Genomic DNA, 21,675 nt, shown 5'->3' on the forward strand with positions numbered 1-21,675 from the left:
GCAACTTTCATATGCCCGTGAACGAGTATAGGAGCCACCATCCCAATATGCATGTGGTTTCAAGTAAATAGTTGCAGCACTCGCGTAGTGAACTAATTATTGGCGGATTACGCCAAAAAAATAATCAAGCACATTTGGAAGGCTCTTTTTATTCCAGAAGACACTGTCTGATATCGCCGACTTGAATATCTGACAGCAGAAACCGATAACAGAATTCCGGTTTCGTATGTGCGCTGCGCCACATAAAACGTTGATCGACACGATAAGCTACTTGTCGTTCACTCTCATCGCTGCGTGCAGCGTCGTGATTCGACCCGACGCGAAGCAACGGTCATCTTTCAGGAAAAAAACAGGGTGACCTTGTGCAGCGGCGCAACGGCGAGTTGCGAGTCGTGTAGCGCCAACAGCTTCTTAAAAGCCGGTAGCGCCTCGTCTGCGAGCAGCCATTCGCCCGATTCATGCGCAAGCGTGAGCGCGGCTTCGACCGCATATTCCGCAAGCTTGTACAGTGCCATGGGCTCGTCGCCGTATCCCGCCTGCTGGAGAAACCACGCGACGACCCAACTGAGACGTTCGCAACGACTGAGACGTGATGACCGGTCTCGGACGATCACAGGTCATTCGGATCCACGACGACCCGACAAAGTTAACTACGTAGCTGAAAGATGTATCGAACGGCCGTGTCCGCAAATCGGAAGCCGACCGCGGCGTACGGCGATTTTTCTCGATGAACAGCGTGTAGTCTGCTAGTGGCCCGACCTAAGGCTATCTTTACGTCAACATGTTTAAAGCTGGCACCAGCGACGAGATTACCGCAGGCGCCCAGACCAGGGGCCTGCACAAGTCGTTAGCCTGACGATAAATTTCTTTGCACTCCTACTAACGATTCACCCTCGACGACTTTCCAGATATTTGTGAACGAATGCGATTGCCATACTGCCTTCTCCAACGGCAGAGGCGACGCGTTTGACGGGACTCAGTCGTACATCTCCGCATGCGAATACGCCGGGGATACTCGTTTCGAGTAGGTAAGGGTCGCGAGTTTCGGACCAGTGCCCTGCCTTAACGACATCGTCGCCCGTGAGCACGAACCCTCGTTGATCGCGCGCGATTTCCATCGGTAGCCATCCCGTCTCCGCGTCTGCACCGATAAAAACGAAGAGCCCTCCGCAGGCTTTCCAGCTCACCTCTCCATGTGACCCATCCCGCAAACAGATCTCCGAGAGACGGGACTCCCCCCGCACCGCGGTCACTTCCGAATCGAGTTGGACGGAGACGTTGGATTTTGCCTTGATCTGCTCGATTAGATAGCGGGACATATTTTTCTCAAGCGAGTCCCCACGCACAACAAGCGTTACGTGCCGTGCGTGATTGGCGAAATTCAAGGCGGCTTGACCAGCCGAATTGCCACCGCCGATGAGGAAGATGTCAAGACCATGTGTACCACTGGAATCGCCGCGCGAGGCACCATAATGGATACCCTTACCGGCAAACCGGTCACAGCCCTCTATATCGAGCCTCCGCCAGCTGACGCCTGTCGCGAGGATGATTGTTCGCGCCTGAATGATGTCGTCCCCATCGAGGTGTAGACAGTGAGCGCCAATCTCGACTTTCCTGACCGATCGCGCAACCACGATCTCCGCACCGAGTCTCTTCGCCTGCTGCAACGCGCGGCTTGCAAGCTCTTCCCCTGATACGCCATTCGGAAAACCAAGATAATTTTCGATCCGCGATGATGTACCCGCCTGCCCACCCAGTGCCTCGCGCTCGAGTACCAGAGTACGCAGACCTTCAGATGCACCATAGACGGCTGCCGCAAGCCCAGCCGGACCCCCTCCGATAATTACGGTGTCATAGTCCCGAAGGCTCGGCTGGGTTCGCAAGCCAAGCGCTGTAGCGAGCTGTCGAGTTGACGGGCGCCGGAGAACAGCCCCGTCATGCAATTTCAAAACGGGAAAATCAGCTACTTGAAAACGTTCCCCAGACTCGGGAGATTGCTTCTCGAAATCATCGGGCGCCTTCACCTCGAAACTTACCTGATTGCGTTGCAAGAACTGTTGCAACGCCCTGCAGGCCGGATCAAGGCGATCGCCGATCATCGTCGCCCGAGGCGTGGGCGGCTCGTCAGCGATTTCCTGCAGACCTCCAACGCGCTCTCGGGCGAGAAGGCCCACTTTTACTGCGATTTCCCGGCATGAGGCCGCAATTGCATAATAGTGCTGTGTGTCGACACGCATAACCCGGGAGGGCGAAGCAGCTCGGTAAGAGATAACGAATGGCGAACTCAACACAAGCGGCAGTTCACCGAACACACTTCCAGGCGTTCTCCAACCAAGCGTGCGCTCAACACTGTCAAAAACCTTGAAGGCTTCTATTTTCCCTTCCAGCACTGCGTAAAGTGCAGGCTCTCCGCCCTCATGTACGGCAAAATCTCCGGCTTGCAAATGTACATCGCCAGCGGACCTTGCCAAACGATCAAGTTCACTGTCTGGCAGACCGGCAAACAAGGGGACCCTTCGTATATCGTCTATCGTGAGCATATGAAGTGCGGAAATATGGCGAACATATAAATCGTGAGAATAATTTGCTTCTCGCGATAATCCGCTTACGCAAACTATGCCCCCGCGCTTTCTTCATACATTAGATTTCCGACGGCTTTCGGAGCATTATAATTTGTAGCACCCATAGCTCGCCTGGTACCGCCTTCAGCCATCGCCACAGCGATGCTCTCCAACCGGAAAAGCCCGCTTGGGTGCCATCTCCGGCGGCGTTGCGCCAGCGTTGCGCGGATTTCACCTGGTGCGTGCTTCGCGTTTCGTCATCATCTCGCCAACCTCCACGGCATGCGCGGTGCCCCATTCGCATAATGGGGCCAGCGCGTTTGCCAGTGTCTGCCCGAATTCTGTTAGCGAGTAGTCGACTCGCGGCGGAATCTCCTTGTAGTCGACACGACGTACGAGGCCATCGACCTCTAATTCCTTCAATTGCTGGATGAGCATCTTATGGCTAACTGCTCCGATCGCCCGCTTCAACTCGCCATAACGTCGCGTGTCGTGTGCAAGGTGAAACAATATCAAGGGTTTCCATTTGCCCCCGATTACGGCCAGCGCCGCGTCGAGACCACAGGTGAACAGATCTCTTTTCATCCGACATTCCATTGGTACTTACCAAAAGGTTCATACTATCCATAAGTAGAGTGAAGGTCTAGGATGTCGAGACGCAATCGACAACTTGTAAGGAGTACGCAGATGGGTAGGCTGACTGGAAAGGTTGTACTGGTAACCGGAGGCAATAGTGGCATCGGGCTGGCGAGCGCGAAGCGCTTCGTCGAGGAGGGAGCGTTCGTGTTTGTCACGGGGCGGCGTCAAAGCGAGCTTGACAAGGCTGTAGCGATCATCGGGCACAACGTGCGGGCGCTGCAGGGCGACGTGTCCAAGCTCGATGATCTCGACCGGATTTTTGCTGCTGTGCAGGCAGAAAAGGGGCACCTTGACGTGCTGTTCGCGAACGCGGGGCTGGGGTCGCTGGCGCCGCTTGGAGCGATCACGGAAGAGCAATTCGATCTTACGTTCGACGTCAACGTGAAAGGAACGCTGTTCACAGTTCAGAAGGCGTTGCCGCTGATGAGCGCGGGTGCTTCGATCATCCTGACCGGGTCAACGACAGGTTCGAAGGGGACGCCGGCGTTCAGCGTCTACAGCGCAACGAAAGCGGCAATCCGCAACTTTGCGCGCAGTTGGGCGCTCGATCTGAAGGACTCCGGAATCCGCGTGAATGTGCTGTCTCCCGGTGCGACGGCAACGCCGGGTTTGATGGAGAGCCTTGTCTCGGGCGCTCAACTCGATGCGATGATCGGCGCGTTGAAAGTGCAGACGCCGCTTGGGCGAATAGCTGATCCCAACGAAACCGCTGCCGTGGCGCTATTCCTTGCGTCGGACGAGAGCAGCTTTATGACCGGCAGTGAAGTGTTTGTCGACGGCGGTTTAGCGCAGGTCTAACCTCAACTGGACCGAGACGGATACTCTGCCTGCCGGGATCGACCCCCTGGTGTGGGAAACCTCGCAAGGACTCTACTGACTGCGCTGTCGCAGCGGCATCTCGCTCACCTCGCCTAGATCTCTCGCAGCGTTGTTGGTCTCGTACACGACCTGTGGGGCTAGCCTGAAGTGGAAATAGGTCAAGCTTCAATCAGTGCACCCCCTCTCGAAGCGGACTGATGTCTACCTGGAAGGCGTGCATCAACACGCGACGGAAGGGTGCCACGCGTGCGGCGAAGGGAATATCCCGTAACGCTTCGTACCGACGCGGGCAAAAAAAGGGGCGGTGCCCGTCGCGAGTCGGCATCTCAACTATTCGTTTCACCAATCGGGACAAGAACAAATCGGTCTTGGACGCTATAGCTGAACTGGCTCATTCTTCGTTCATCGGTTCCCGGCAAGCACTCGAAGCCGGGACCCCGAACTTCACCTGATCCGAAGTGACGACCATGACCCGATCGCAATACAGCCAGGACTCCCGCCTCGCCCTCACCGACACGCATCATCGATGCGAAGGCACACAAAGGGCTGACGTTTCAGCAACTGACGGAAGGCACCGGGCTGAGCACGCTTGCAGACCGAGCCTCCATTGACGGCGTGAAGCCGGCCTCCTTCGGTCAATAAGCCATTCGGTTGCGTCGGCGCCGTGGGTCGGGCCGGCACGCCGGCAGGGCCCACGCGCCGGTTTCACCATGCGCCTGCCGGCTGATGAAACGATCACTCACTCCGTCTGGATAATCTCGCCCCCTTGTCGGGCAATGTCGGCAGATATCCGGTTGAGTCGCCTGAGCAGATTTTTGAATCTTTCGGGCAGGAGAGAACGAGTCGCTCGGCCCTGGAGTTGAGTCCAGGCCATCCGGAGATTCCCGCTTATCTGGGACAGGCGGTTTGCCAAGTCTATCGACATCGGTGACGCACGGATCATGTCCTGAACCGTCGCCATTTAAGCAGGAACATCATGAACACAATGTTAGTCAACCTGTCGTCCAGATCGGAGACATCCCGGCCACTCGTCATCGCAGCCGTGATGGGCTCGCTGGCGATGGTCGCCATCGAAGCGACAATTGTCTCGACCGCCATGCCGCAGATCGTGACGAAACTCGGCGGACTGCATTTATATAGCTGGGTTTTCTCGTCGTTTTTGCTGACGCAGACCGCCATGACGGTGGTCTTTGGCAAGCTCGCGGATATCTTTGGTCGCAAGCGCATCATGCTGGCGGGCATTGCCATTTTCCTGGTCGGATCGGTGCTGGCCGGCTTCGCCTGGTCGATGCCTGCGATGATCGTCTTCAGGCTTATTCAGGGGATCGGCGCCGGGTCAATACAACCGGTCACGCTGACCATCGTCGGCGACCTCTATCCGGCGAAAGAGCGTGGAAAGGTTCAGGGCTATCTGGCCAGCGTGTGGGCGACGGCGGCCGTCCTCGGACCGATGATCGGCGGATTTATTGTCCGTGACTTTTCGTGGGCGTGGATCTTCTGGATCAACATCCCCATCGGATTGATTTCAGCCGGAGGATTCGTCCTGTTCCTGCATGAAAAGGAAAGAGACGCCCGGCCGTCGATCGATATCGGCGGTGCGGTTCTCTTCACCGCCGCCATCGCTGCGCTCATGATCGGTTTGACGAGCCTGAGTACAGCGGACTATACGCACGCGATACTCAGCGGCAGCGTGTTCGTCGCAAGCGCAGCGCTGTTTGTCTGGCAGGAGCGGCGAAGCCCGGACCCGATGATCTCGTTCAGCCTGTGGGGGCATAGACCCATTGCGATGACCAACCTCGCGACGGTTTTCTCCGGCATGGCCTTGATGGGGCTGACAACTTTCCTGCCGATGTATGTTCAGGGTGTACTGCATCGCACGCCGGTGGTCGCGGGCTTTGCGCTAACCATGGTCATGGTGGGCTGGCCGCTGGGCGCCACGCTTTCCGCCCGCTCCTTTCACCGGTTCGATCTGCGCAAGCTGCTGATCGGTGGAAGCGCAGTGATCCCCGTTGGCGCGATGGTCTTCGTCTCGTTGACCCCTCATAGCACACCGCTTGTAGCCGCTATCGGATCGCTGGTCATGGGCTTTGGAATGGGCGCGCTTAGCGTCACTTCTCTCGTGCTCATCCAGGAGCAGGTCGACAAGTCGCAACGTGGCAGCGCTACCGCGTCAAACCTGTTCTCGCGCAACCTTGGAAGCACACTCGGCGCAACCGTCTTCGGCGCCCTGCTCAACTACGGATTGGCTCATTCGAAGACGCTTGGCGCCGTCACTTCCGATCAACTGCGCAAGGTGATCGAGTCAGCACCCGGCAGTACGGACAACTTTGCCGCCATTCGTCAGGCGTTGCATCAGTCGGTTCATCTGACGTTTGCCGGACTCTTTATCGTTGCGTTGGCAATCGTCGTTTTCGCGGTTCTCGTGCCCACCGTTGCTGCGGCCAGAAACCGTGAAGCGCCTCAGCGTTGAGCATGGCTTCATTGTTCCATTCACACGTGAGGCACCAGCAACGGTTGCACATCCAGTACAACAGTTCCGGCATGCGCCATCTTAAGTTCTTCGTTGTAGTCGCCTGGGCACGACACGATTTATAGCGGCGGTTTCAAATGTGAAGCGCAACACAATGCCTAGTGAACGGAATTATCAGGTTGAGAAGCAAGTGCAAGCATGGTGGCGAAGACTTCGAACGGCGAGTGGAAAGCGTGTGTGGCACGTGGCCGGCTGTTGAGGCTGTCAGCGATGTCATCAAGGTCGTCCTGGCTGTAGACCGAGAGATCCGTGCCCTTGGGCAGATACTGGCGTAGCAGACCATTGGTGTTCTCGCACGTGCCACGCTGCCAGGGGCTGTGAGGGTCGCAGAAATAGACCTTCACACCGGTCGCGGCCGCGAGCTCCTGGTGGCAGGCCATTTCCTTGCCCTGGTCGTACGTGAAGCTCTGTCGCAGCGGCGCAGCGATGGAATTCAGTTTGGCGGAGAAGCCCGCGAGTGCCGAGGCAGCTGTCGCATCGTCCATGCGGGCAAGCAGCACAAGGCGGCTGGAGCGTTCGACCAGCACGCCCACGGAAGAGGCATTGTTTGCACCCTTGATGAAGTCGCCTTCCCAGTGGCCCGGCATCACGCGGTCGTCCACCTCGGGTGGGCGCACATGAATGCTGACCATATCTGGAATCTGACCGCGCCGGTCTGTGCCTCGACTTCGCGGCATGCGATCGCTGCGATGGTGGCGCAGACAGGCGACGAGCTGGCGACGCAGTTCCCCATACGGACGAGCGTAGATAGCCGTATAGATGGTCTCATGCGAGACCCGCTGGGACGAATCATTCGGGTGCATACGTTTGAGCGTACCTGATATCTGCTGAGGCGACCATTTCCAGTCCAGCAGCGTGAGGACGATGCGCCATGTAACACCCTGCGGATCGAGCTTGGCGGGGCGCCGGCCAGCCACACGTCGCGCCACGCTTAACGCCTGGGCCGGCACCGAAGCATAGCGGTCAGGCCCGCAGTTGCGAGCCAGTTCGCGACTCACCGTTGCAGGTGAGCGCCCAAGCATACGGGCCATGGCCCGTATGCTTGAACCCTGCAGATGCTGGCTGGCAATCGTCAGCCGCTCTTCAGGCTGGAGTTGTTGGTATCGTTTTTCCATAGCAACACCTTATATGAGGCGGGGTGTTGCACTTCAAACTTGAGAACTCGAGCTGTTAAACAGAAACATCAAAGGAAATAGCATGACCCGTCTTACTACCGCCACGCTTGAAACCGCGACTGGCGTAACCGCAGAAGTATTCGCGAAGCTCAAAAAAATGGTAGGTAAAGTTCCCAATGCATTTGCGACGATCGGCACCCACAGTCCTGATGGACTTCAGGCCATATTCGCTATCGACGCGGCGGCGAAGCGAAGCGAACTGTCCGACGCGGATATCGAAACGCTCAAGCTGGTCGTCAGCGAGGTTTCGGGCTGCGATTACTGTGTAGCGGCTCACGCGCTGAAAGGCAAATTCTCGGGTCTGTCTCAGGACGTGATGACCCAAGTCCGCGCAGGAAAGCCTACAGGTGACGCCAGGCGAGATGCGCTGGTACGTTTCGTTCGGGTTCTTGTCGAAACCCGGGGCACGCTTCCCGCCGCTGAACTGGATGCGTTTCGCGCGGCTGGCTACAGTGAACATCAGGTGATCGGCGTGTCTCTGTCGATCGCTTCCATCACCTTTGGAAACCTGGTGAACCGAATCAACGATACCGTGATCGATTTCCCGCTGCCGACACAACTGGTGGCCGGGAGCAAGGAAAGCACCCCCGGGTGACAGACCCATCCGAGTTCGCGCTGTTCAGGCAGCAGGAGAAGACATCTGTTGCATCGGTGTCTCATCTATTTGCCTCCATCCTGATAACCGGGCGATTACTTCGGTTATCTGCTAAACGTTACCCATCGCAATTGAATGGCGGACAATCTTCACCGACGCGACTGAGTCAGAATCAGGATGACCGCTTCGCTCGCTGTCATGGAACACGCGTTCAGCACTTGTTCCGGGCATTCGCGAATCGAACCGTGCAGCGAAAAAATTTAGTCAGGGGAACGACGTTGTATTGGAGCCTGGCCTTGTTGCCACGGTCGGATGCTTGCTAGCAATGGCCCCTGTGAGGGGTGGAGCAGCCGTTCGAACGTCCGGGTGTGGCGCTGGGCGAGTGACTCATCATGGCCGCACTCAGCCGTTGCAACTGGCGCAACGCGGGTCGCGGCAACATTCCAGCAAGTCCAACAAATTCGCGTCACACATCCGGCGAATCGAAGTTACCCGGATTCGCGGAATCGGCTGCGTGACCGGATTCGTTGGCAAGTCGTTGATCTTTTAGGACGGGCAGTCTAAGTATTTCCGCTCCCTTGCTAAACCGTCCATGCGTCTCAGGCGCCGCGCACTTCCGTCTCGGCATAGGTCACCTGCACGGCGGGCACGAACCACGCGAGACACAGCCCGATCAACGCCGCGAGCGCGGCGACGGACAAGCCGATGTGAATCGATGCAATGAGCGCTTCGCGCGCCATGTGCATCATCGGATCGCTGGAATGCCCCGCCGCCACCAGGTGCTCGATCAGCGCGGACTGCTCGTTGCGATCGACCATCAGATCGGGGCTCGCGAACGACTTGAGCCATTGCGTCGCCTGATACGAATCGAGCGAGCGGGTCACGCCCTGCGTGTACATATGCCCGAGCAGCGCGCCCGTTATCGCGGTGCCGAGCATGCCGCCAAAAATCCGCAGCGATTGCAGCAGCGCCGTCACCGCGCCGAGATGATCGCGTGCGACGATCTGCTGCGAGCAGATCGTCAGGTTGGTCGCGACGAGGCCGAGCCCCAGTCCGCTCACGCCCATGCACGCCATCCACACGATATGCGGCTCGTGGCCCTTGAACGAGACGAGCGCCACGCAGCCGATCACGAAGAATGCGAAGCCCGCATACATCAGCCCGTTCGCGCGCCGGATGCGCGTGACGATGCGGTTGTTCAGCACGCTGCCGACGGTCGTGCCGAGCAGCAGCGGCGTGATCAGCATGCCGGAGTCGTGCGGCGACATCGCGTAGCCGCCCTGGAACAGCAGCGGCACATAGAACACCATCGAAAATAGCGCGAAGCCGCCCAGCACCGACATCGCGAAGAGCGGCGCCAGCTTGCGGTCGAGCAGCACGTCGACGGGGACGACGGGATAGCCCATGCGCTTTTCCCAGAAGTACAGCGTCAGGCCGCACACGGCCGTGATCGCGAACAGCAGCGCCGTCGTGCCGCTGATGCCCTCGCGCGGCAGCAATTCGATCAGCAGTTGCAGCGCGCCGAACGTCACGGCGACGACGAATGCGCCGAGCCAGTCGAGCTGGATCGGCCCGCTCGCTTTCAGATGGCGAAGTTTCGGCACAAACATCTGAACAAAGACCAGCGACACGATGCCGACGGGCACGTTGACGAAAAACACGAGCCGCCAGCCCTGCATCTGAGTGAGCATGCCGCCGAGCGTCGGCCCGACGATGTTCGCAATACCGAACGACGACGTGACGAACACGAGCCAGCGCAGCCTGAGCTTCGGATCGGGGAACAGATCGGCGACCGTGGCGAACACGGTGCCGATCAGAATGCCGCCGCCGATGCCCTGCAAGCCGCGCGCGGCGATCAGGTACAGCATGTTGCTGGCGAGCCCGCACAGCACCGACGCCAGCGTGAACAGCAGGATCGCGGCGATCAGGAACGGCTTGCGCCCGTACAGATCGCCGAGCCGCCCGAAAATCGGAATGGTGATGACGGACGCGAGCATGTACGAGGTTGCGACCCACGCGTAGAAATCGAAGCCCTTCAGATCGGCGACGATGCGCGGCAACGCGGTGCCGACGATGGTCTGGTCGAGCGCGACCAGCATCGTGACGAAGGCGATGCCGAGCATCGCGAGCAGCGACTCGCGAAACGGCAGCAGTTGACGGCTGGGATCGTGAACGGCAATGGCGGACCTCATGGCGTGCTCCACCGTAAAGACGTCCGCTTGCGCAACGGACAGGCTGTCGGGCCATTGCCCGGGCATGCGGCTCTATCGAGAGTGATACTCGCATTTGAAAATAGCAAGGGCATTTCCCTGGCGGGCGTCGTCATCGCCGCCTGCTCGAAGTCAATGGCCGCCGCAGCCCTGCCGCCGGAATTCCTGCTTATACTTAGCTGGCCGTTTCGGACACAGGCAAGCGGCCAGCCGCCGCGCAACAGGTGACTCTCTCATCCGATTGCTAACTCGAAGGAGACCTCTGGTGAACGACGCCGATCTGGTCGCCGCGGCCCACGCCGCCTTCAATCCCTACGTTCTCGAGCAGTTGAGCAGCCGCATCGGCTTGCCGCCCGACGCGATCCGGCTGGTCGTGGAACGCGCGGCGCCCGCCATCGTGCTGACGATGATGGCGAGAACCGACAGCGCGGAAAGCGCGCAACGCCTGTTGCTCGTGCTCATGTCCACCGAATCCAACGCGCGCATCGCGGCGCAACTCGCCGGCCTGACAGCGAGTTCGCACGGGCTGAAGGCCGTCGAGCACTCGGGCCATGCGCTGGCGATGCGCATTGCCGAGAGCCGCGAGATCGCGATGATCAGCGATCACATCGCCGCCACGACGAGCGTGCCGCCACAAGCCGCGCATGCGCTGACGGATGTCGCATCGGCCGTGGTGTTCGGCGCCGCCAAGCACCATATGCTGCTCGAACAGGGCAGCGCTGGCGATCTGCCCGGACTGCTCGCCTATCAATGGCCGATCGCTGCGCCGTGGCTCGCCGAAGCGTATGCGAAGGCGCTCGGATTCGAGAGTTCCGCTGCGTTCGCGGACAGCGTCCCGCAACGGCTCGTCGAACTTGCGGCGGCCATGCCGCGTGTGAGCGCCACGGCGGGGAACGGGGCGCCGTCATACGCGGAAGCAGCATGGTCTGGCGGATATTCTGGCGTCGGTCCCAATGGGCTGGCGGGCGGCGCTGCCAGCGCGTCTGCTTCTGCCTCTGCTGCCGCGCGCCCGGCGCCCGGTGCACCCGCGCAATTGCTGAAACTGGGCGAACCCGTTGCGCCCCGCCCGCGCCGCGTCCCCGTCTGGGCGTGGGGCATACTCGCCGTGATCGTGCTGCTGATCGGCGTCATCCTGTACGGCTACCGCCAGCGAACGGGCACGGACGAAGGAACTGCGCAGGTCACCCGCAGCGCGGCATCGGGCACCTTGCCCCCGGCGACGCCAGCGTCCGATGCGTCGGTGCCGTCGGCGGCGCAGGCGTCGTCCGACGCCGCGTCCGCTTCGGATGCCGCAGCCAGCGCGGGCGGTTCGCCTGCCAGCAACGCGAACCCGGCCTCGGCGGCAAGCCAGTGAAGCGGGCATCGCGCCGTTGCCGTGCGGAGCGCACGCTCGACGAGCCGCCGTTTTCCCTCATGCGTATCTTTGCCCAAATGTGACGACGCGCACCATGGAACCTTCTACAGATCCCGCCGATCGCGAACCGTCCGCCGACGCGACGCGGCGCGAGATGCCCGCGAAGCATCCCTTTACCGCGGTCGGCGACTGGCTCGCGCGCGTCGATCCCGGCACGCACCGCCGCATCAAGGGGCTTCGCCTCGTGACGGCATACGGCCTCGCCTCGGCGCTCGGCACCTTGCAGGACATCACGCACGGATTGCCGCGCGATGCGTCAGTCGGCCTGCTCGCGGCCAACTTCGCGCTGTGGGCGAGCGTGTCGGAGGCGCGCACGACCCGGCCGGAATCGAGCCGCGATCTCGCGCTGCTATGCGCGGCGGCCGCGCTCGGCGCAGCGATGTACGTCTACCTTGCGAAGCCCTTGCTCGCCTTCGGACATGCGGGTCCCGAGCTCGTGCTGGTCACGGGTGCATTCCTCGTCGGCTATCTGAAGCGATTCGGCATAACGGGCGGCGGACTCGGCTCGCAGATCTATATCGGGCAACTGCTGGCCTACGGCACGAACCTCGTACCCGCCGATCTACCCGCTATCGCCATTGCGGGACTGATCGCGATGCTGGCGTCGATCGTGCCGCGGCTGCTGAGCGGGCCAGCCGAACGGCCCGCCGTCGTCGCGGCGCTGTCGCCCGGACCCGAGCCTGTGCCCGGACGGCCTTCACCCGAGTTCGTGATGGGACTGCAGGCCGCCAGCGGCGCGCTCGTGGTCGTCGCGTTGAACGCGTGGCTGAATCTCGCGGAATCGGTGTGGGCGATCACGGCGTGCACGTATGTCGTGGCCGGGTCCGCGACGGGCACCGTGCAGCGCGTGCGGCGGCGGATCATCGGCACGCTCATCGGCGTGCCGCTCGGGCTGATATGCCTGCCGATTGCGGAGCATGCGCCGCTGCTCATCTGGCTCGCTGCGGCACTGGCGATGATCGTTTATTCGATGGCGCTGCCCGAACGATACGACATTGCATGCGGTGCGTTTGCGTTCACGCTGATCGTCACGCTCGCGGTGAACGGCATGCACTCGATTCCATTTCTCACGGCGCGGGCGTGGGAAACGTTGATCGGCGGTGCGCTGGGGTTGCTGGCGGCGATGGTTATTTTTCCGTTGAGGATGAGGGAGAAATAAGGCCGTAATAAGTCACTGAAAAACATCCGCACAATTATATTTTAATAAGAAGAACGGAATATTTTGAATTCGCAATCGTTGCACGCCACCCGCTTCGTAGCAGCAGGGAATATCTCCCGCAAATGAAGGAATAAACCCCACCCCCACCCCGTTCAATGACCGTCACGACCTTTCGACAGAGCAAGGAGTGCGGTTATGAAGTCTCTCTTCGAGGTGTTCGGCATCGCAGCCTGTGGCGCGGCTTTAGCGACGCTCGTTTCATGCGGCGGCGGTTCCGGGTCGAACAATACGAGTTCGCCCGCGCAATCGTCATTCACCGCGGCGGCCATCGTCTCCGATGGCGCAGTGTCCGCGCCTCACACCGACCCGAACCTGAAGAACGCGTGGGGCGTCGCGTTCAACCCCAAAGGCTTTGTCTGGGTCGCCGACAATGGCACCAATCTCGCGACGCTCTACGACGGCAACGGCGTGCCGCAATCGCTCGTCGTCACGATACCGGCCGGCACCAACGGCGAGGCTGCGCCCACGGGCATCGTGTTCAACGGCACGCCCAGCTTCACCGTGACGCAGAACGGCAAATCAGGCGTCGCGGCCTTCATCTTCGCGGGCGAAGGCGGCACGATCACGGCGTGGGCGCCCGCCGTTGGCCCGACCAATGCCTTCACGATGTATGACGACGGCGCAGGCGGCGCCGTCTACAAAGGGCTTGCACTCGGAGCGAACAATGGCAACAACTTCCTCTATGCGACCGACTTTCATAACAACAAGATCGACGTGTTCGATACGAACTTCACGAAGGTGACGATGCCGGGCGGCTTCAAGGACAGCGCCATTCCCGCCGGTTTTGCGCCGTTCGGCATCCAGCTGATCGGCTCGAACCTGTTCGTCACCTATGCGATGCAGGACGCCGCGAAACATGACGACGTTGCGGGCGCGGGCGCCGGCGTGGTCGACGTATTCGACACGGCTGGCAATCTCAAACAGCACTTCGCCACAGGCGCGCCGTTGAACGCGCCATGGGGTATCGCGCAGGCACCGGGCAACTTCGGCACGTTCAGCGGCGCGATTCTGATCGGCAATTTTGGCGACGGGACGATCAACGCGTTCGATGCGTCGAGCGGCAAGTCGATGGGACCGTTGAAGTCGTCGAATGGCAACACGATCGTCCAGAACGGCTTATGGGGCATCGCGTTCGGCAACAACCTGAGCAACCAGCCTTCGAACACACTGTTCTTCGCAGCCGGGCCGAATGACGAAGCGAACGGCGTCTATGGAAGAATCGATCTGAATCCGGCGTCCAGCTCGGGCACCAGTTCCGGCTCCAGCACGGGATCGAGTTCGAGCGGCGGCGCGAGCATCGGCATGTAACGCATCGCCCTTTCCTTCATGCAAAACATAACGGCCGCTCCCTCAAGGAGCGGCCGTTATGTATGTCGCGCTTCACGCGCAAGCGCGCAAGCCAGCGGGCCTCAAACCTGGCGACGCAGCTCCGCGGGCGGCACCTTCATCAGGTGTCGATATTTCGCCACCGTGCGGCGCGCGACGAGCACGCCCTGATCGGCGAGCATCTTCGCGAGCGCGACATCCGACAGCGGATCGCGCGTGTTTTCCGCGGCAATCATTTCCTTGAGCAGCGCGCGCACGGCCGCTGCCGAACAGGTGCCACCGCTTTCCGTGCCCAGCTCGCGCGGGAAGAAATGCTTGAATTCGAAGATGCCGCGCGGCGTTGCCATGTACTTGTTGCCCGTCGCGCGCGAAATCGTCGATTCGTGCAGGCCGAGTTCTTCGGCCACGTCGCGCAATACGAGCGGTTTCAAAGCAATTTCGCCGTACTGGAAGAACGGCTTCTGATGCGCGACGATGCACTCGGCCACGCGCTGAATCGTTTCGAAGCGCTGCTGCGCGTTGCGGATCAGCCAGCGCGCTTCCTGCAACTGCTGCGCGAGCGGCGAGCGGCTCGCGCCTGCCGACTGCGCGAACAGTTCCGCGTACATACGGTGAATGCGCGCACGCGGCAGCACAGCGGGATTCACGGTCACGACCCACTTGTTGCGCACACTGCGCACGATCACATCCGGCACGATGTAGTTGTCGTCCGCGCGGCCATATGAATTGCCCGGCTTCGGATCGAGCTTGCGCACGAGCGCGCACGCCACACGCAATTCCTCGGCATCGCAGCCGATCTGCTTCTGCAACTCCGCATGTTCGCGGCGCGCGAGGCGGTCGAGATGATGCTCGACGACCTGTTTTGCCACGTCGCGGCCCGGCGTATCGGCGGGCAATGCGTCGATCTGCAGCGCAAGACACTCCGACAGCGAACGCGCTGCGAGTCCCGGACGGTCCAGCGTCTGCACGAGCCGCAGCGCGACCAGCAGTTCGTCTTCTGTCAACGCGGGTTCGATGTCGAAGACGTCGGTGAGATCGGCGAGGTCCTGGCGCAGATAGCCATCGTCATCGAGTGCTTCGATGATGAGGCGCGCCACTTCACGGTCGCGGTCGTCGAGCCGATAGAGACGCAACGCATCGTGCAACTGCTCGTGCAGCGTCGGTTGAACGCGGGCCCATTCGGTCGGGTCGGCGGCATCCGAATCGCCGTTGTAGCGCGACGGGCCACGGCCGTACGCATCGCCTGAGTAGTCGCCACTCGAATAGTCGTTGTTCGAGTAATCGCCGCCATCATCCGACGACGATGCAACGCTTTCCGTGGCCGGCTCCGAAGACGAACCTTCCATCGCGTTGTCGCGTTCGTTCGAAGGCAGGGTCTCGCCATCGGCTCCGTTGTTCTCTGCCGTCTTGCCTGCCGACAGATCTTCCGAAACAGACGGGTCGTATTCGAGGAAGGGATTGGTGTCGAGCGCGTTGCGCAGTTCCTGCTGAAATTCCAGCGACGACAGTTGAAGCAGGCGCACGGACTGCTGCAGACGCGGTGTGAGCGCGAAAGTTTGCTTCGCGCGTAGTTCGATTGTAGGCGGCATACAGACTCTTCCTGTGATTGTTCAAACAGCTTCGCGCACTACCTACGCAACTGTCGTACCAGTTTCTGCAACTGTCTGTTTTGATTCGCCTTTGTGTTGCCGAGGCGCACGCCGCGTGCCTGTTCGCCGCGCGCATTTTACAAACCCTCTGAAATTCGAACCGAATCATGCGGCATCGGTGCGCGCGCAAGGATGACGCCTCACGAGATGATTTTTCGGCCCCGCGGGCACGACGCTTGCTGACCGTCTCACAGGGACGCGCCATTACCAGGATTGAAGCGCGGCGCGTCCTGTGTCGGCGACGGACCAGATGGAACCGCGGCGGCAGTGTTCTTTGGTCGGGTCATCGGCGGCTTCACGCCGCGATCGATCGCACGGACAACAGGACCGCAACCCTGATCACCAACCGAGAAGGAGAAACCATGAAAACTATCCAGTTCCTCAAGGCCGCAGGCAGCATCGCATGTGTTGCATTTGCACTGAACGCTACGGCGCAAACGACGGCTTCGGCACCGCCCGCCACATCGGAGAGCGTTGGCCAGCATATCGACGACGGCACGGTGACCACCAAGGTCAAAGCCGAGCTGCTCGGCGCGAAGAACGTGAAGTCCACGCACATTCACGTGAAGACCCGCAAGGGCATCGTCTGGCTGTCGGGCACGGTGCCGTCGGCTGACGACAAGACTGCTGCGCAGGACGTCGTACAAAACGTGTCCGGCGTAAAGGGTGTGAAAAACCATCTGAAGATCGCAGCCGATTAAGCGTTTGACGCTCGCGCGTGCTCTGCACGCGCGCGTTATAACGCCAGAGGCCGCCCCTGATTGGGCGGCCTCTTTTTGTTTGCTGCCGAGCTCAGGATTTCATCGCGGCGTACTGGTCCCGCATCGCGCGAATGCGGTCATGGTTTTGCAGCACGCCGTGATATAAGCGCTCGACCACCGCGCGCACATCGGCGGGCAGGTCTTTTTCGAGCGCATCGTGAAAGCGGTTCTTCGCGGCGTCCTCGCCTTTTTCGCAGTCGGCGAGTATCGCGTGATCCGCGCGGCTTCCCACCGCCGACTTCACGTCGATCCACCCGCGATGCAATGCCCCGGCGACGCTGCCACCGCCCTCCGGTTTGCCGCCCAACTTCAACACGAGGTCCTGCAGGTCGCGCGCGCCTTGCGTACAACGCTCCGCGCTTTCGAGCAGCGCCTCCTTGACGCTCGCGTGATGTACGTTCTCAGCCGCTTTCATGAAGCCGCGCTCGCCGTCTTTCGATGTCTCGATCAAATCGTTCAACACGGCAATGACATTCGTCGTCATATCTCGCTCCTTCCGTTATGCGTGGGATGCGGGCTTTCACGCACCCGGCATGCCCGATCTCTACTGACTTGTGTGTCGTCTTTGCCGTTGCGGCAAGTAATTGCTTCCAGCTGAATACCAGACGTACTGGACGTCGCGCCCCGCATGCGGGCTGCGCTTTCACGGCGAAGAGGCATGCATATTGCTGAATAAGTATGTTGGACCCTCGCGAACCGCGCAGAGCCTTCAATAAAGCGCGGTCGACCCATAACGCGGGCCAGCAATCGACAAGGGAGAAATTCAACATGAGGATCAGGCGCGCGGAATGCCTGCTTTTGGTAGCTATCGTCACGTCGGCCGTCGTTGCGGAGATACGCGTCAATACGTCGTCATTCACCCAGGCCAACGAGTCCACTCAGGCAGCCCAACACACCGATCGCATGCAGGCTTGCGATAAACCGCACGACGGGTTACTACGCGCGGCATGTGAAGCGCGAAGCGAGCGTCGCCCCATCGACAGCGACGATCGCCCGACCAACGCCGTCGATACGCCACACGCACAGAAGCTCTGGGTTTAATCGTCGAGATTGACGAAGATTAGGCGCGCGGCTGCCGGATGTATTGCGGCAGCCGCCTTTTTTGCGCGCTGTTTATGTCTTCAGGCGTCGGTCCGACTCCATCCCTTCGACGCGGAACAGGCCGCTGTGCAGAATGACGCTTTCCCCGCCATTCTGGTCGAGCGCTTCCGCGCACACGGAACGGATACGCGCGCGGCCGCGTTCGAATGCGCTGATCAGTACGTCTTCCAGTGGTGAGTCCGCGCCGAAATGATCTTCGAGCGCCTCGGCGGAAATCTCGCAAGCGACGGGCTCGCCGTCGACGCACGCATTGAAGCGCACGGTCAGGCTCGACCCATCGAACACGGGAGCATCATCGGTGAATGTGATGTGCATGAGAGAGTCCTCGTACGCCGCACGCGGCATGAACACCTTGACGATCCCGTTCATGACGAAGCCTTGCGTGCATTGGCGAGTTGCTGTGCCATCGCGAGATGGTGACGAATGGTCGGAAGCGCGTGTGTCGCCGCGCCCTTCAGTTGCGGATCCGTGCCGCTTTCACTTTCCTTCTGGAACAGTTCGACTGCTTTCTGATGACCGCCCACGGCGACCTCATCGATATACGCCTTGTCGAAGTCGTCGCCCTTCAGTCCTTGCAGCTTGCCCACCAGCGCCGAGTCCGCGCCCGGCGCCGCGCCCAAGCCCTTCTCAGTCGCGACGACATCGAGGCTGCGAGCAAGCTTCGTGTGATCCGCAATCATCTGTTGCGCGAACTTCCTGACTTGCGGATTGGACGAGTTCGTCAGCGCGAGTTTGCTCGCGGCGATCTCCGTTGCGCCTGCCTGCGACGCGTCCTGCACGAACTGCGTGTCGCCCGGCGAGAGCTTCGTGTCTGCACTGGCAGGCAGGCACGCCACGACGCCAAGCGCGAGCACGGCAGGCGCAGCGAAGGCTCGAACGAATGAGCGGAATGGGCGAATAGTCATGCGTCTCTCCGATTGATACGGCGCGCCCGGCGAAGCTCAGGCCGCTTTCTTCTTCGACAGTTGCGCGATCAGCGTCTTGTTGAACGCGGGAAGATCGTCGGGCTTGCGGCTCGTGATGAAGTTGCCGTCCTCGACCACCTCCTTGTCGACCCATGTGCCGCCCGCGTTGCGGATATCGTCCTGCAGGCTCGGCCAGCTCGTGACCGTGCGCCCCTTGATCAGCCCAGCCGAGACGGGCAGCCACGTGCCGTGACAGATGACAGCGATCGGCTTCTTCGCCTGGTCGGCTGCCTTGACGAACGCCTGCGCCTGCGGCAACAGACGGATCGCATCGCCATTCACGACCCCACCCGGCAGCACGACTGCGTCGTAATCGTTCGGCGCGGCCTTGTCGAATGTCGTGTCGACATCGACGGTGTCGCCCTTGTCCACATGCCTGAATCCCTGGATCTTCCCGGCCCTGGCAGAAATTACGTGCACAGTCGCGCCCGCCTCCGTCAGCGCGCGACGCGGCTCGATCAGCTCGGCTTGTTCAAACCCGTCCAGCGCTAATACCGCCACCTTGCATCCAGCCAGCGTGCTAGCCATGTGCCTGTCCTCCCTTCGCAATCTTGTGTATTTGTGAGCTATCAGCGTTTGTTTACACAACGAGCAAGTTCGATGCCCAACGCGTGCGAAGCGTTCGGCTTCGCAGGTGGCGCAGGTTCAGGCATTGCTATTGCGCGAAGCGAATGCGTAAACGCGTAACCGCATGTCCGCCACAAAGACCGGAAGAGCGCATGAAAACCATGACTCGCAACGCGATCGATGCGATCGCCGAAGGACTCTCGACCACGATGCCCGCGGGGCTGCGGCATGCGGACGACACGCGGCCCGGCTATACGCGTAGAAAGCTCCGAAACGGTTTCGCCTATTTCGATCTCGACGGCAAACGCATCGACGATGAGGCGCAGATCGCGCGCATCAACGCGCTCGCCGTTCCACCCGCCTACACCGACGTCTGGATCTGCCCCGACCCGCGCGGCCACATCCAGGCAACGGGCCGCGATGCGCGGGGCCGCAAACAGTACCGCTACCACCCGCAATGGCGCGAGACGCGCGATGCCGACAAGTTCGGCCGCATGGCTGCCTTCGGGCATGCACTGCCGAAGATACGCGCGCGAGTCGCTCGCGATCTCGCGCGCGAAGGCATGCCGCGCGAGAAAGTCATCGCCGCAGTCGTGCATCTGCTCGATACGACGCTGATCCGGATCGGCAGCGTCGAATATGCGCGCGACAACCAGTCCTATGGCCTCACCACGCTGCGCAAGAAGCACGTGACGATTCGCGCGGGCGAAGTGCGGTTCCGGTTCGCGGGAAAGAGCGGCATCGAGCACGACGTCACTGTCGACAATGCCCGCGTCAAGCGCATCGTGCGCCGGTGCGCGGAGTTGCCGGGTCACGACCTGTTCCAGTACATCGACGAAGACGGCGCGCGCCATACGGTCGGCTCTGCCGATATCAACGAGTATTTGCGCGACATCAGCAGCGCGGACTTCTCGGCGAAGGACTATCGCACGTGGGCAGGCAGTGTGTACGCGATGGCGGCTTTGCGGCAACTGGTGTGCGAAAGCGCCGCCGACACGCGCCGTCATGTCGTCGCGACCGTAAAAGAAGTGGCCACGTTGTTACGCAATACGCCCGCTGTATGCAAGCGCTGCTATATCCACCCTGAAGTGATCGCGGCATTTGAAGCGGGCGAATTGCCAGACCTGCTGCCGCAGCGCGCGAAGCGCCACATGAAGGTCGACGAAGCGGCATTCGCCGCACTATTGCTGCAAGTGGAAAAGCGCACGCGGCTTGCAAGCCGCAATGCGCGCAAGGGCGGCAAGCCATCCGCGTCGGCGGACGTCGAGAGCGCGCGGCTCGCGAAGCTGCTCACGAAATCGAGCGCACTGCGCAAGCAGGCGGACGCGCAAAAGCGGACCGCCCATACCGCGTGAGCACGCGCGGGCGACTCACTCTTCGTACGCCGCCATGACAAGCCACATATCGCGCTCGCTACTGTGAATCTGTGCGGCCAGCGCGTAGTTATCGTTTGGCCCACAGGTGTTCGCGAGCGTTCGCTGCGCGACTTCCGCATCGTCGAATACGCAATCGTCTGCGAGTGGTCGCACTTCACGCTTGCCTTCGAACATGTGCTGGCTCATCCGGTACACGAGTGGCTGCTGCTTCCAGGCATGGAAGCAATCCTTCACGTGCTGGAAATCGCCGCCGCAGATGTTGCTCTGATAGTGAATCTTCGATCGCATCGTTCACCTCCACATGCGGCGCCGTGTGTGTTGCCGCGGCCGATCGTAGTGCCGCGCAACCCTGGATCGCCGGACGAACGGAACACCGCTTTCGGTGCTCCGTCCGCTGTGCGGATCTCCACGTACCGCTGTCGTGCCGCCTGCTTCAAGTCCTCGATGAAACAGCACGGCACCGAATCCATTACTCACGTTACCCAGCGCGCGCTTGCCCCGGCCATTGCCGCGCAAACTCGCCCGCTGAACGCTGCGTGTTACTGGCTCGCGCCCGATGCCGCCGCAGCGCCGCTCGCGCCCATTGCGCTATCCGTTGCGGCAGGCGCGCTGGCGCCCGTAGCCGTATCGGAGGTGGTGTTGTCCGCCTTCTTGCAGCCCGCGCCGAGCGATATCGACACGACGGCGAGCGCCAGCAAAAAATGCTTCAAAGCTGCCTTCGTCATGGTTTCTCCCGTCTACGTTGCAGGTCCGGCACCGCCTTCGCGC

General features: G+C 60.9%; 20 protein-coding genes and 1 pseudogene. 9 read left to right on the plus strand and 12 right to left on the minus strand.

Annotated elements, in window-relative coordinates; all coding sequences use genetic code 11:
- Positions 1 to 338: 338 nt before the first annotated feature.
- The 3 genes from PPGU16_RS19600 to PPGU16_RS19610 form a co-directional block, all read right to left on the minus strand.
- Positions 339 to 515, minus strand: a complete 177-nt coding sequence (locus tag PPGU16_RS19600; RefSeq protein ID WP_180724443.1) for a hypothetical protein — start codon at positions 513 to 515, stop codon at positions 339 to 341.
- Between the two features lie 372 nt (positions 516 to 887).
- Entirely contained in the window at positions 888 to 2,507 is a 1,620-nt protein-coding gene (locus PPGU16_RS19605; RefSeq protein WP_238268319.1) for an FAD-dependent oxidoreductase, read from the minus strand.
- A gap of 285 nt (positions 2,508 to 2,792) precedes the next feature.
- The gene (locus PPGU16_RS19610) at positions 2,793 to 3,146 is read right to left on the minus strand and encodes a winged helix-turn-helix transcriptional regulator (RefSeq protein ID WP_180724445.1); all 354 of its coding nucleotides are present in this window, start codon (positions 3,144 to 3,146) and stop codon (positions 2,793 to 2,795) included.
- Positions 3,147 to 3,248: 102 nt separating this feature from the next.
- Between PPGU16_RS19610 and PPGU16_RS19615 the strand changes: the two genes are divergently transcribed.
- The 3 genes and pseudogenes from PPGU16_RS19615 (at position 3,249) to PPGU16_RS19625 (ending at position 6,489) form a co-directional block, all read left to right on the plus strand.
- On the plus strand, positions 3,249 to 3,998 hold the full coding sequence (locus PPGU16_RS19615) for an SDR family NAD(P)-dependent oxidoreductase (RefSeq protein ID WP_180724446.1): 750 nt from the start codon (positions 3,249 to 3,251) through the stop codon (positions 3,996 to 3,998).
- Between the two features lie 488 nt (positions 3,999 to 4,486).
- Positions 4,487 to 4,643: pseudogene (locus tag PPGU16_RS19620) on the plus strand (cyanase); the annotation flags it as partial.
- A 373-nt stretch (positions 4,644 to 5,016) separates the two neighbouring features.
- Complete coding sequence (locus PPGU16_RS19625; RefSeq protein ID WP_180725138.1) at positions 5,017 to 6,489, plus strand: MDR family MFS transporter; 1,473 nt, start codon at positions 5,017 to 5,019, stop codon at positions 6,487 to 6,489.
- A 158-nt stretch (positions 6,490 to 6,647) separates the two neighbouring features.
- Here the strand turns inward: PPGU16_RS19625 and PPGU16_RS19630 are convergent, their stop codons facing one another.
- Positions 6,648 to 7,664, minus strand: a complete 1,017-nt coding sequence (locus PPGU16_RS19630) for an IS30 family transposase (protein WP_180719837.1) — start codon at positions 7,662 to 7,664, stop codon at positions 6,648 to 6,650.
- Between the two features lie 82 nt (positions 7,665 to 7,746).
- Here PPGU16_RS19630 and PPGU16_RS19635 point away from each other — a divergent pair, with 82 nt between their 5' ends.
- Positions 7,747 to 8,319, plus strand: a complete 573-nt coding sequence (locus PPGU16_RS19635) for a carboxymuconolactone decarboxylase family protein (protein ID WP_180724447.1) — start codon at positions 7,747 to 7,749, stop codon at positions 8,317 to 8,319.
- Between the two features lie 599 nt (positions 8,320 to 8,918).
- Here the strand turns inward: PPGU16_RS19635 and PPGU16_RS19640 are convergent.
- Positions 8,919 to 10,511 (minus strand): MFS transporter, encoded by a 1,593-nt coding sequence (locus PPGU16_RS19640; RefSeq protein WP_180724448.1) that lies wholly within the window; start codon positions 10,509 to 10,511, stop codon positions 8,919 to 8,921.
- A gap of 283 nt (positions 10,512 to 10,794) precedes the next feature.
- On the opposite strand from PPGU16_RS19640, the gene PPGU16_RS19645 reads away from it, so the two are divergent.
- The 3 genes from PPGU16_RS19645 (at position 10,795) to PPGU16_RS19655 (ending at position 14,470) form a co-directional block, all read left to right on the plus strand.
- Positions 10,795 to 11,883, plus strand: a complete 1,089-nt coding sequence (locus tag PPGU16_RS19645; RefSeq protein WP_180724449.1) for a hypothetical protein — start codon at positions 10,795 to 10,797, stop codon at positions 11,881 to 11,883.
- Between the two features lie 94 nt (positions 11,884 to 11,977).
- The gene (locus PPGU16_RS19650) at positions 11,978 to 13,102 is read left to right on the plus strand and encodes an FUSC family protein (protein WP_180724450.1); all 1,125 of its coding nucleotides are present in this window, start codon (positions 11,978 to 11,980) and stop codon (positions 13,100 to 13,102) included.
- A 195-nt stretch (positions 13,103 to 13,297) separates the two neighbouring features.
- Positions 13,298 to 14,470 carry a TIGR03118 family protein gene (locus PPGU16_RS19655; RefSeq protein ID WP_180724451.1) on the plus strand — a complete coding sequence of 391 codons (1,173 nt, stop codon included), beginning with the start codon at positions 13,298 to 13,300 and terminating at the stop codon, positions 14,468 to 14,470.
- A 101-nt stretch (positions 14,471 to 14,571) separates the two neighbouring features.
- On the opposite strand, the gene PPGU16_RS19660 is transcribed toward PPGU16_RS19655, so the two are convergent.
- Entirely contained in the window at positions 14,572 to 16,077 is a 1,506-nt protein-coding gene (locus PPGU16_RS19660) for an RNA polymerase factor sigma-54 (protein ID WP_180724452.1), read from the minus strand.
- A gap of 422 nt (positions 16,078 to 16,499) precedes the next feature.
- Between PPGU16_RS19660 and PPGU16_RS19665 the strand changes: the two genes are divergently transcribed.
- The gene (locus PPGU16_RS19665) at positions 16,500 to 16,838 is read left to right on the plus strand and encodes a BON domain-containing protein (protein WP_180724453.1); all 339 of its coding nucleotides are present in this window, start codon (positions 16,500 to 16,502) and stop codon (positions 16,836 to 16,838) included.
- A 91-nt stretch (positions 16,839 to 16,929) separates the two neighbouring features.
- Here the strand turns inward: PPGU16_RS19665 and PPGU16_RS19670 are convergent, their stop codons facing one another.
- From PPGU16_RS19670 to PPGU16_RS19685, 4 genes are all read right to left on the minus strand, one after another.
- Entirely contained in the window at positions 16,930 to 17,382 is a 453-nt protein-coding gene (locus PPGU16_RS19670; protein ID WP_180724454.1) for a PA2169 family four-helix-bundle protein, read from the minus strand.
- A gap of 629 nt (positions 17,383 to 18,011) precedes the next feature.
- A complete protein-coding gene (locus PPGU16_RS19675; RefSeq protein ID WP_180724455.1) occupies positions 18,012 to 18,368 on the minus strand; it encodes a DUF1488 family protein in 357 nt (118 codons plus the stop codon).
- Complete coding sequence (locus tag PPGU16_RS19680) at positions 18,365 to 18,904, minus strand: DUF4142 domain-containing protein (protein ID WP_180724456.1); 540 nt, start codon at positions 18,902 to 18,904, stop codon at positions 18,365 to 18,367. The genes PPGU16_RS19675 and PPGU16_RS19680 overlap by 4 nt, the downstream gene beginning before the upstream one ends.
- Before the next feature lie 36 nt (positions 18,905 to 18,940).
- Positions 18,941 to 19,492 (minus strand): type 1 glutamine amidotransferase domain-containing protein, encoded by a 552-nt coding sequence (locus PPGU16_RS19685; protein WP_180724457.1) that lies wholly within the window; start codon positions 19,490 to 19,492, stop codon positions 18,941 to 18,943.
- Positions 19,493 to 19,683: 191 nt separating this feature from the next.
- On the opposite strand from PPGU16_RS19685, the gene PPGU16_RS19690 reads away from it, so the two are divergent.
- On the plus strand, positions 19,684 to 20,886 hold the full coding sequence (locus PPGU16_RS19690) for a DNA topoisomerase IB (RefSeq protein ID WP_180724458.1): 1,203 nt from the start codon (positions 19,684 to 19,686) through the stop codon (positions 20,884 to 20,886).
- 15 nt (positions 20,887 to 20,901) lie between these two features.
- On the opposite strand, the gene PPGU16_RS19695 is transcribed toward PPGU16_RS19690, so the two are convergent.
- Both PPGU16_RS19695 and PPGU16_RS19700 read right to left on the minus strand, forming a co-directional pair.
- Positions 20,902 to 21,195, minus strand: a complete 294-nt coding sequence (locus tag PPGU16_RS19695; protein ID WP_180724459.1) for a hypothetical protein — start codon at positions 21,193 to 21,195, stop codon at positions 20,902 to 20,904.
- A 251-nt stretch (positions 21,196 to 21,446) separates the two neighbouring features.
- On the minus strand, positions 21,447 to 21,632 hold the full coding sequence (locus PPGU16_RS19700; protein ID WP_180724460.1) for a hypothetical protein: 186 nt from the start codon (positions 21,630 to 21,632) through the stop codon (positions 21,447 to 21,449).
- Between the last annotated feature and the right edge of the window lie 43 nt (positions 21,633 to 21,675).

It is taken from the genome of Paraburkholderia largidicola, assembly GCF_013426895.1.
Classification (GTDB): Bacteria; Pseudomonadota; Gammaproteobacteria; order Burkholderiales; family Burkholderiaceae; genus Paraburkholderia; species Paraburkholderia largidicola.

What these genes read in the sequence shown, in the direction of transcription:
- PPGU16_RS19630 (WP_180719837.1), bottom strand. Translation starts at nt 7,664, where the DNA reads ATGGAAAAACGATACCAACAACTCCAGCCTGAAGAGCGGCTGACGATT.
- PPGU16_RS19675 (WP_180724455.1), bottom strand. Translation starts at nt 18,368, where the DNA reads ATGAACGGGATCGTCAAGGTGTTCATGCCGCGTGCGGCGTACGAGGAC.
- PPGU16_RS19600 (WP_180724443.1), bottom strand. Translation starts at nt 515, where the DNA reads ATGGCACTGTACAAGCTTGCGGAATATGCGGTCGAAGCCGCGCTCACG.
- PPGU16_RS19670 (WP_180724454.1), bottom strand. Translation starts at nt 17,382, where the DNA reads ATGACGACGAATGTCATTGCCGTGTTGAACGATTTGATCGAGACATCG.
- PPGU16_RS19615 (WP_180724446.1), top strand. Translation starts at nt 3,249, where the DNA reads ATGGGTAGGCTGACTGGAAAGGTTGTACTGGTAACCGGAGGCAATAGT.
- PPGU16_RS19635 (WP_180724447.1), top strand. Translation starts at nt 7,747, where the DNA reads ATGACCCGTCTTACTACCGCCACGCTTGAAACCGCGACTGGCGTAACC.
- PPGU16_RS19690 (WP_180724458.1), top strand. Translation starts at nt 19,684, where the DNA reads ATGAAAACCATGACTCGCAACGCGATCGATGCGATCGCCGAAGGACTC.
- PPGU16_RS19680 (WP_180724456.1), bottom strand. Translation starts at nt 18,904, where the DNA reads ATGACTATTCGCCCATTCCGCTCATTCGTTCGAGCCTTCGCTGCGCCT.
- PPGU16_RS19685 (WP_180724457.1), bottom strand. Translation starts at nt 19,492, where the DNA reads ATGGCTAGCACGCTGGCTGGATGCAAGGTGGCGGTATTAGCGCTGGAC.
- PPGU16_RS19640 (WP_180724448.1), bottom strand. Translation starts at nt 10,511, where the DNA reads ATGAGGTCCGCCATTGCCGTTCACGATCCCAGCCGTCAACTGCTGCCG.
- PPGU16_RS19660 (WP_180724452.1), bottom strand. Translation starts at nt 16,077, where the DNA reads ATGCCGCCTACAATCGAACTACGCGCGAAGCAAACTTTCGCGCTCACA.
- PPGU16_RS19610 (WP_180724445.1), bottom strand. Translation starts at nt 3,146, where the DNA reads ATGAAAAGAGATCTGTTCACCTGTGGTCTCGACGCGGCGCTGGCCGTA.
- PPGU16_RS19700 (WP_180724460.1), bottom strand. Translation starts at nt 21,632, where the DNA reads ATGACGAAGGCAGCTTTGAAGCATTTTTTGCTGGCGCTCGCCGTCGTG.
- PPGU16_RS19655 (WP_180724451.1), top strand. Translation starts at nt 13,298, where the DNA reads ATGAAGTCTCTCTTCGAGGTGTTCGGCATCGCAGCCTGTGGCGCGGCT.
- PPGU16_RS19695 (WP_180724459.1), bottom strand. Translation starts at nt 21,195, where the DNA reads ATGCGATCGAAGATTCACTATCAGAGCAACATCTGCGGCGGCGATTTC.
- PPGU16_RS19665 (WP_180724453.1), top strand. Translation starts at nt 16,500, where the DNA reads ATGAAAACTATCCAGTTCCTCAAGGCCGCAGGCAGCATCGCATGTGTT.
- PPGU16_RS19650 (WP_180724450.1), top strand. Translation starts at nt 11,978, where the DNA reads ATGGAACCTTCTACAGATCCCGCCGATCGCGAACCGTCCGCCGACGCG.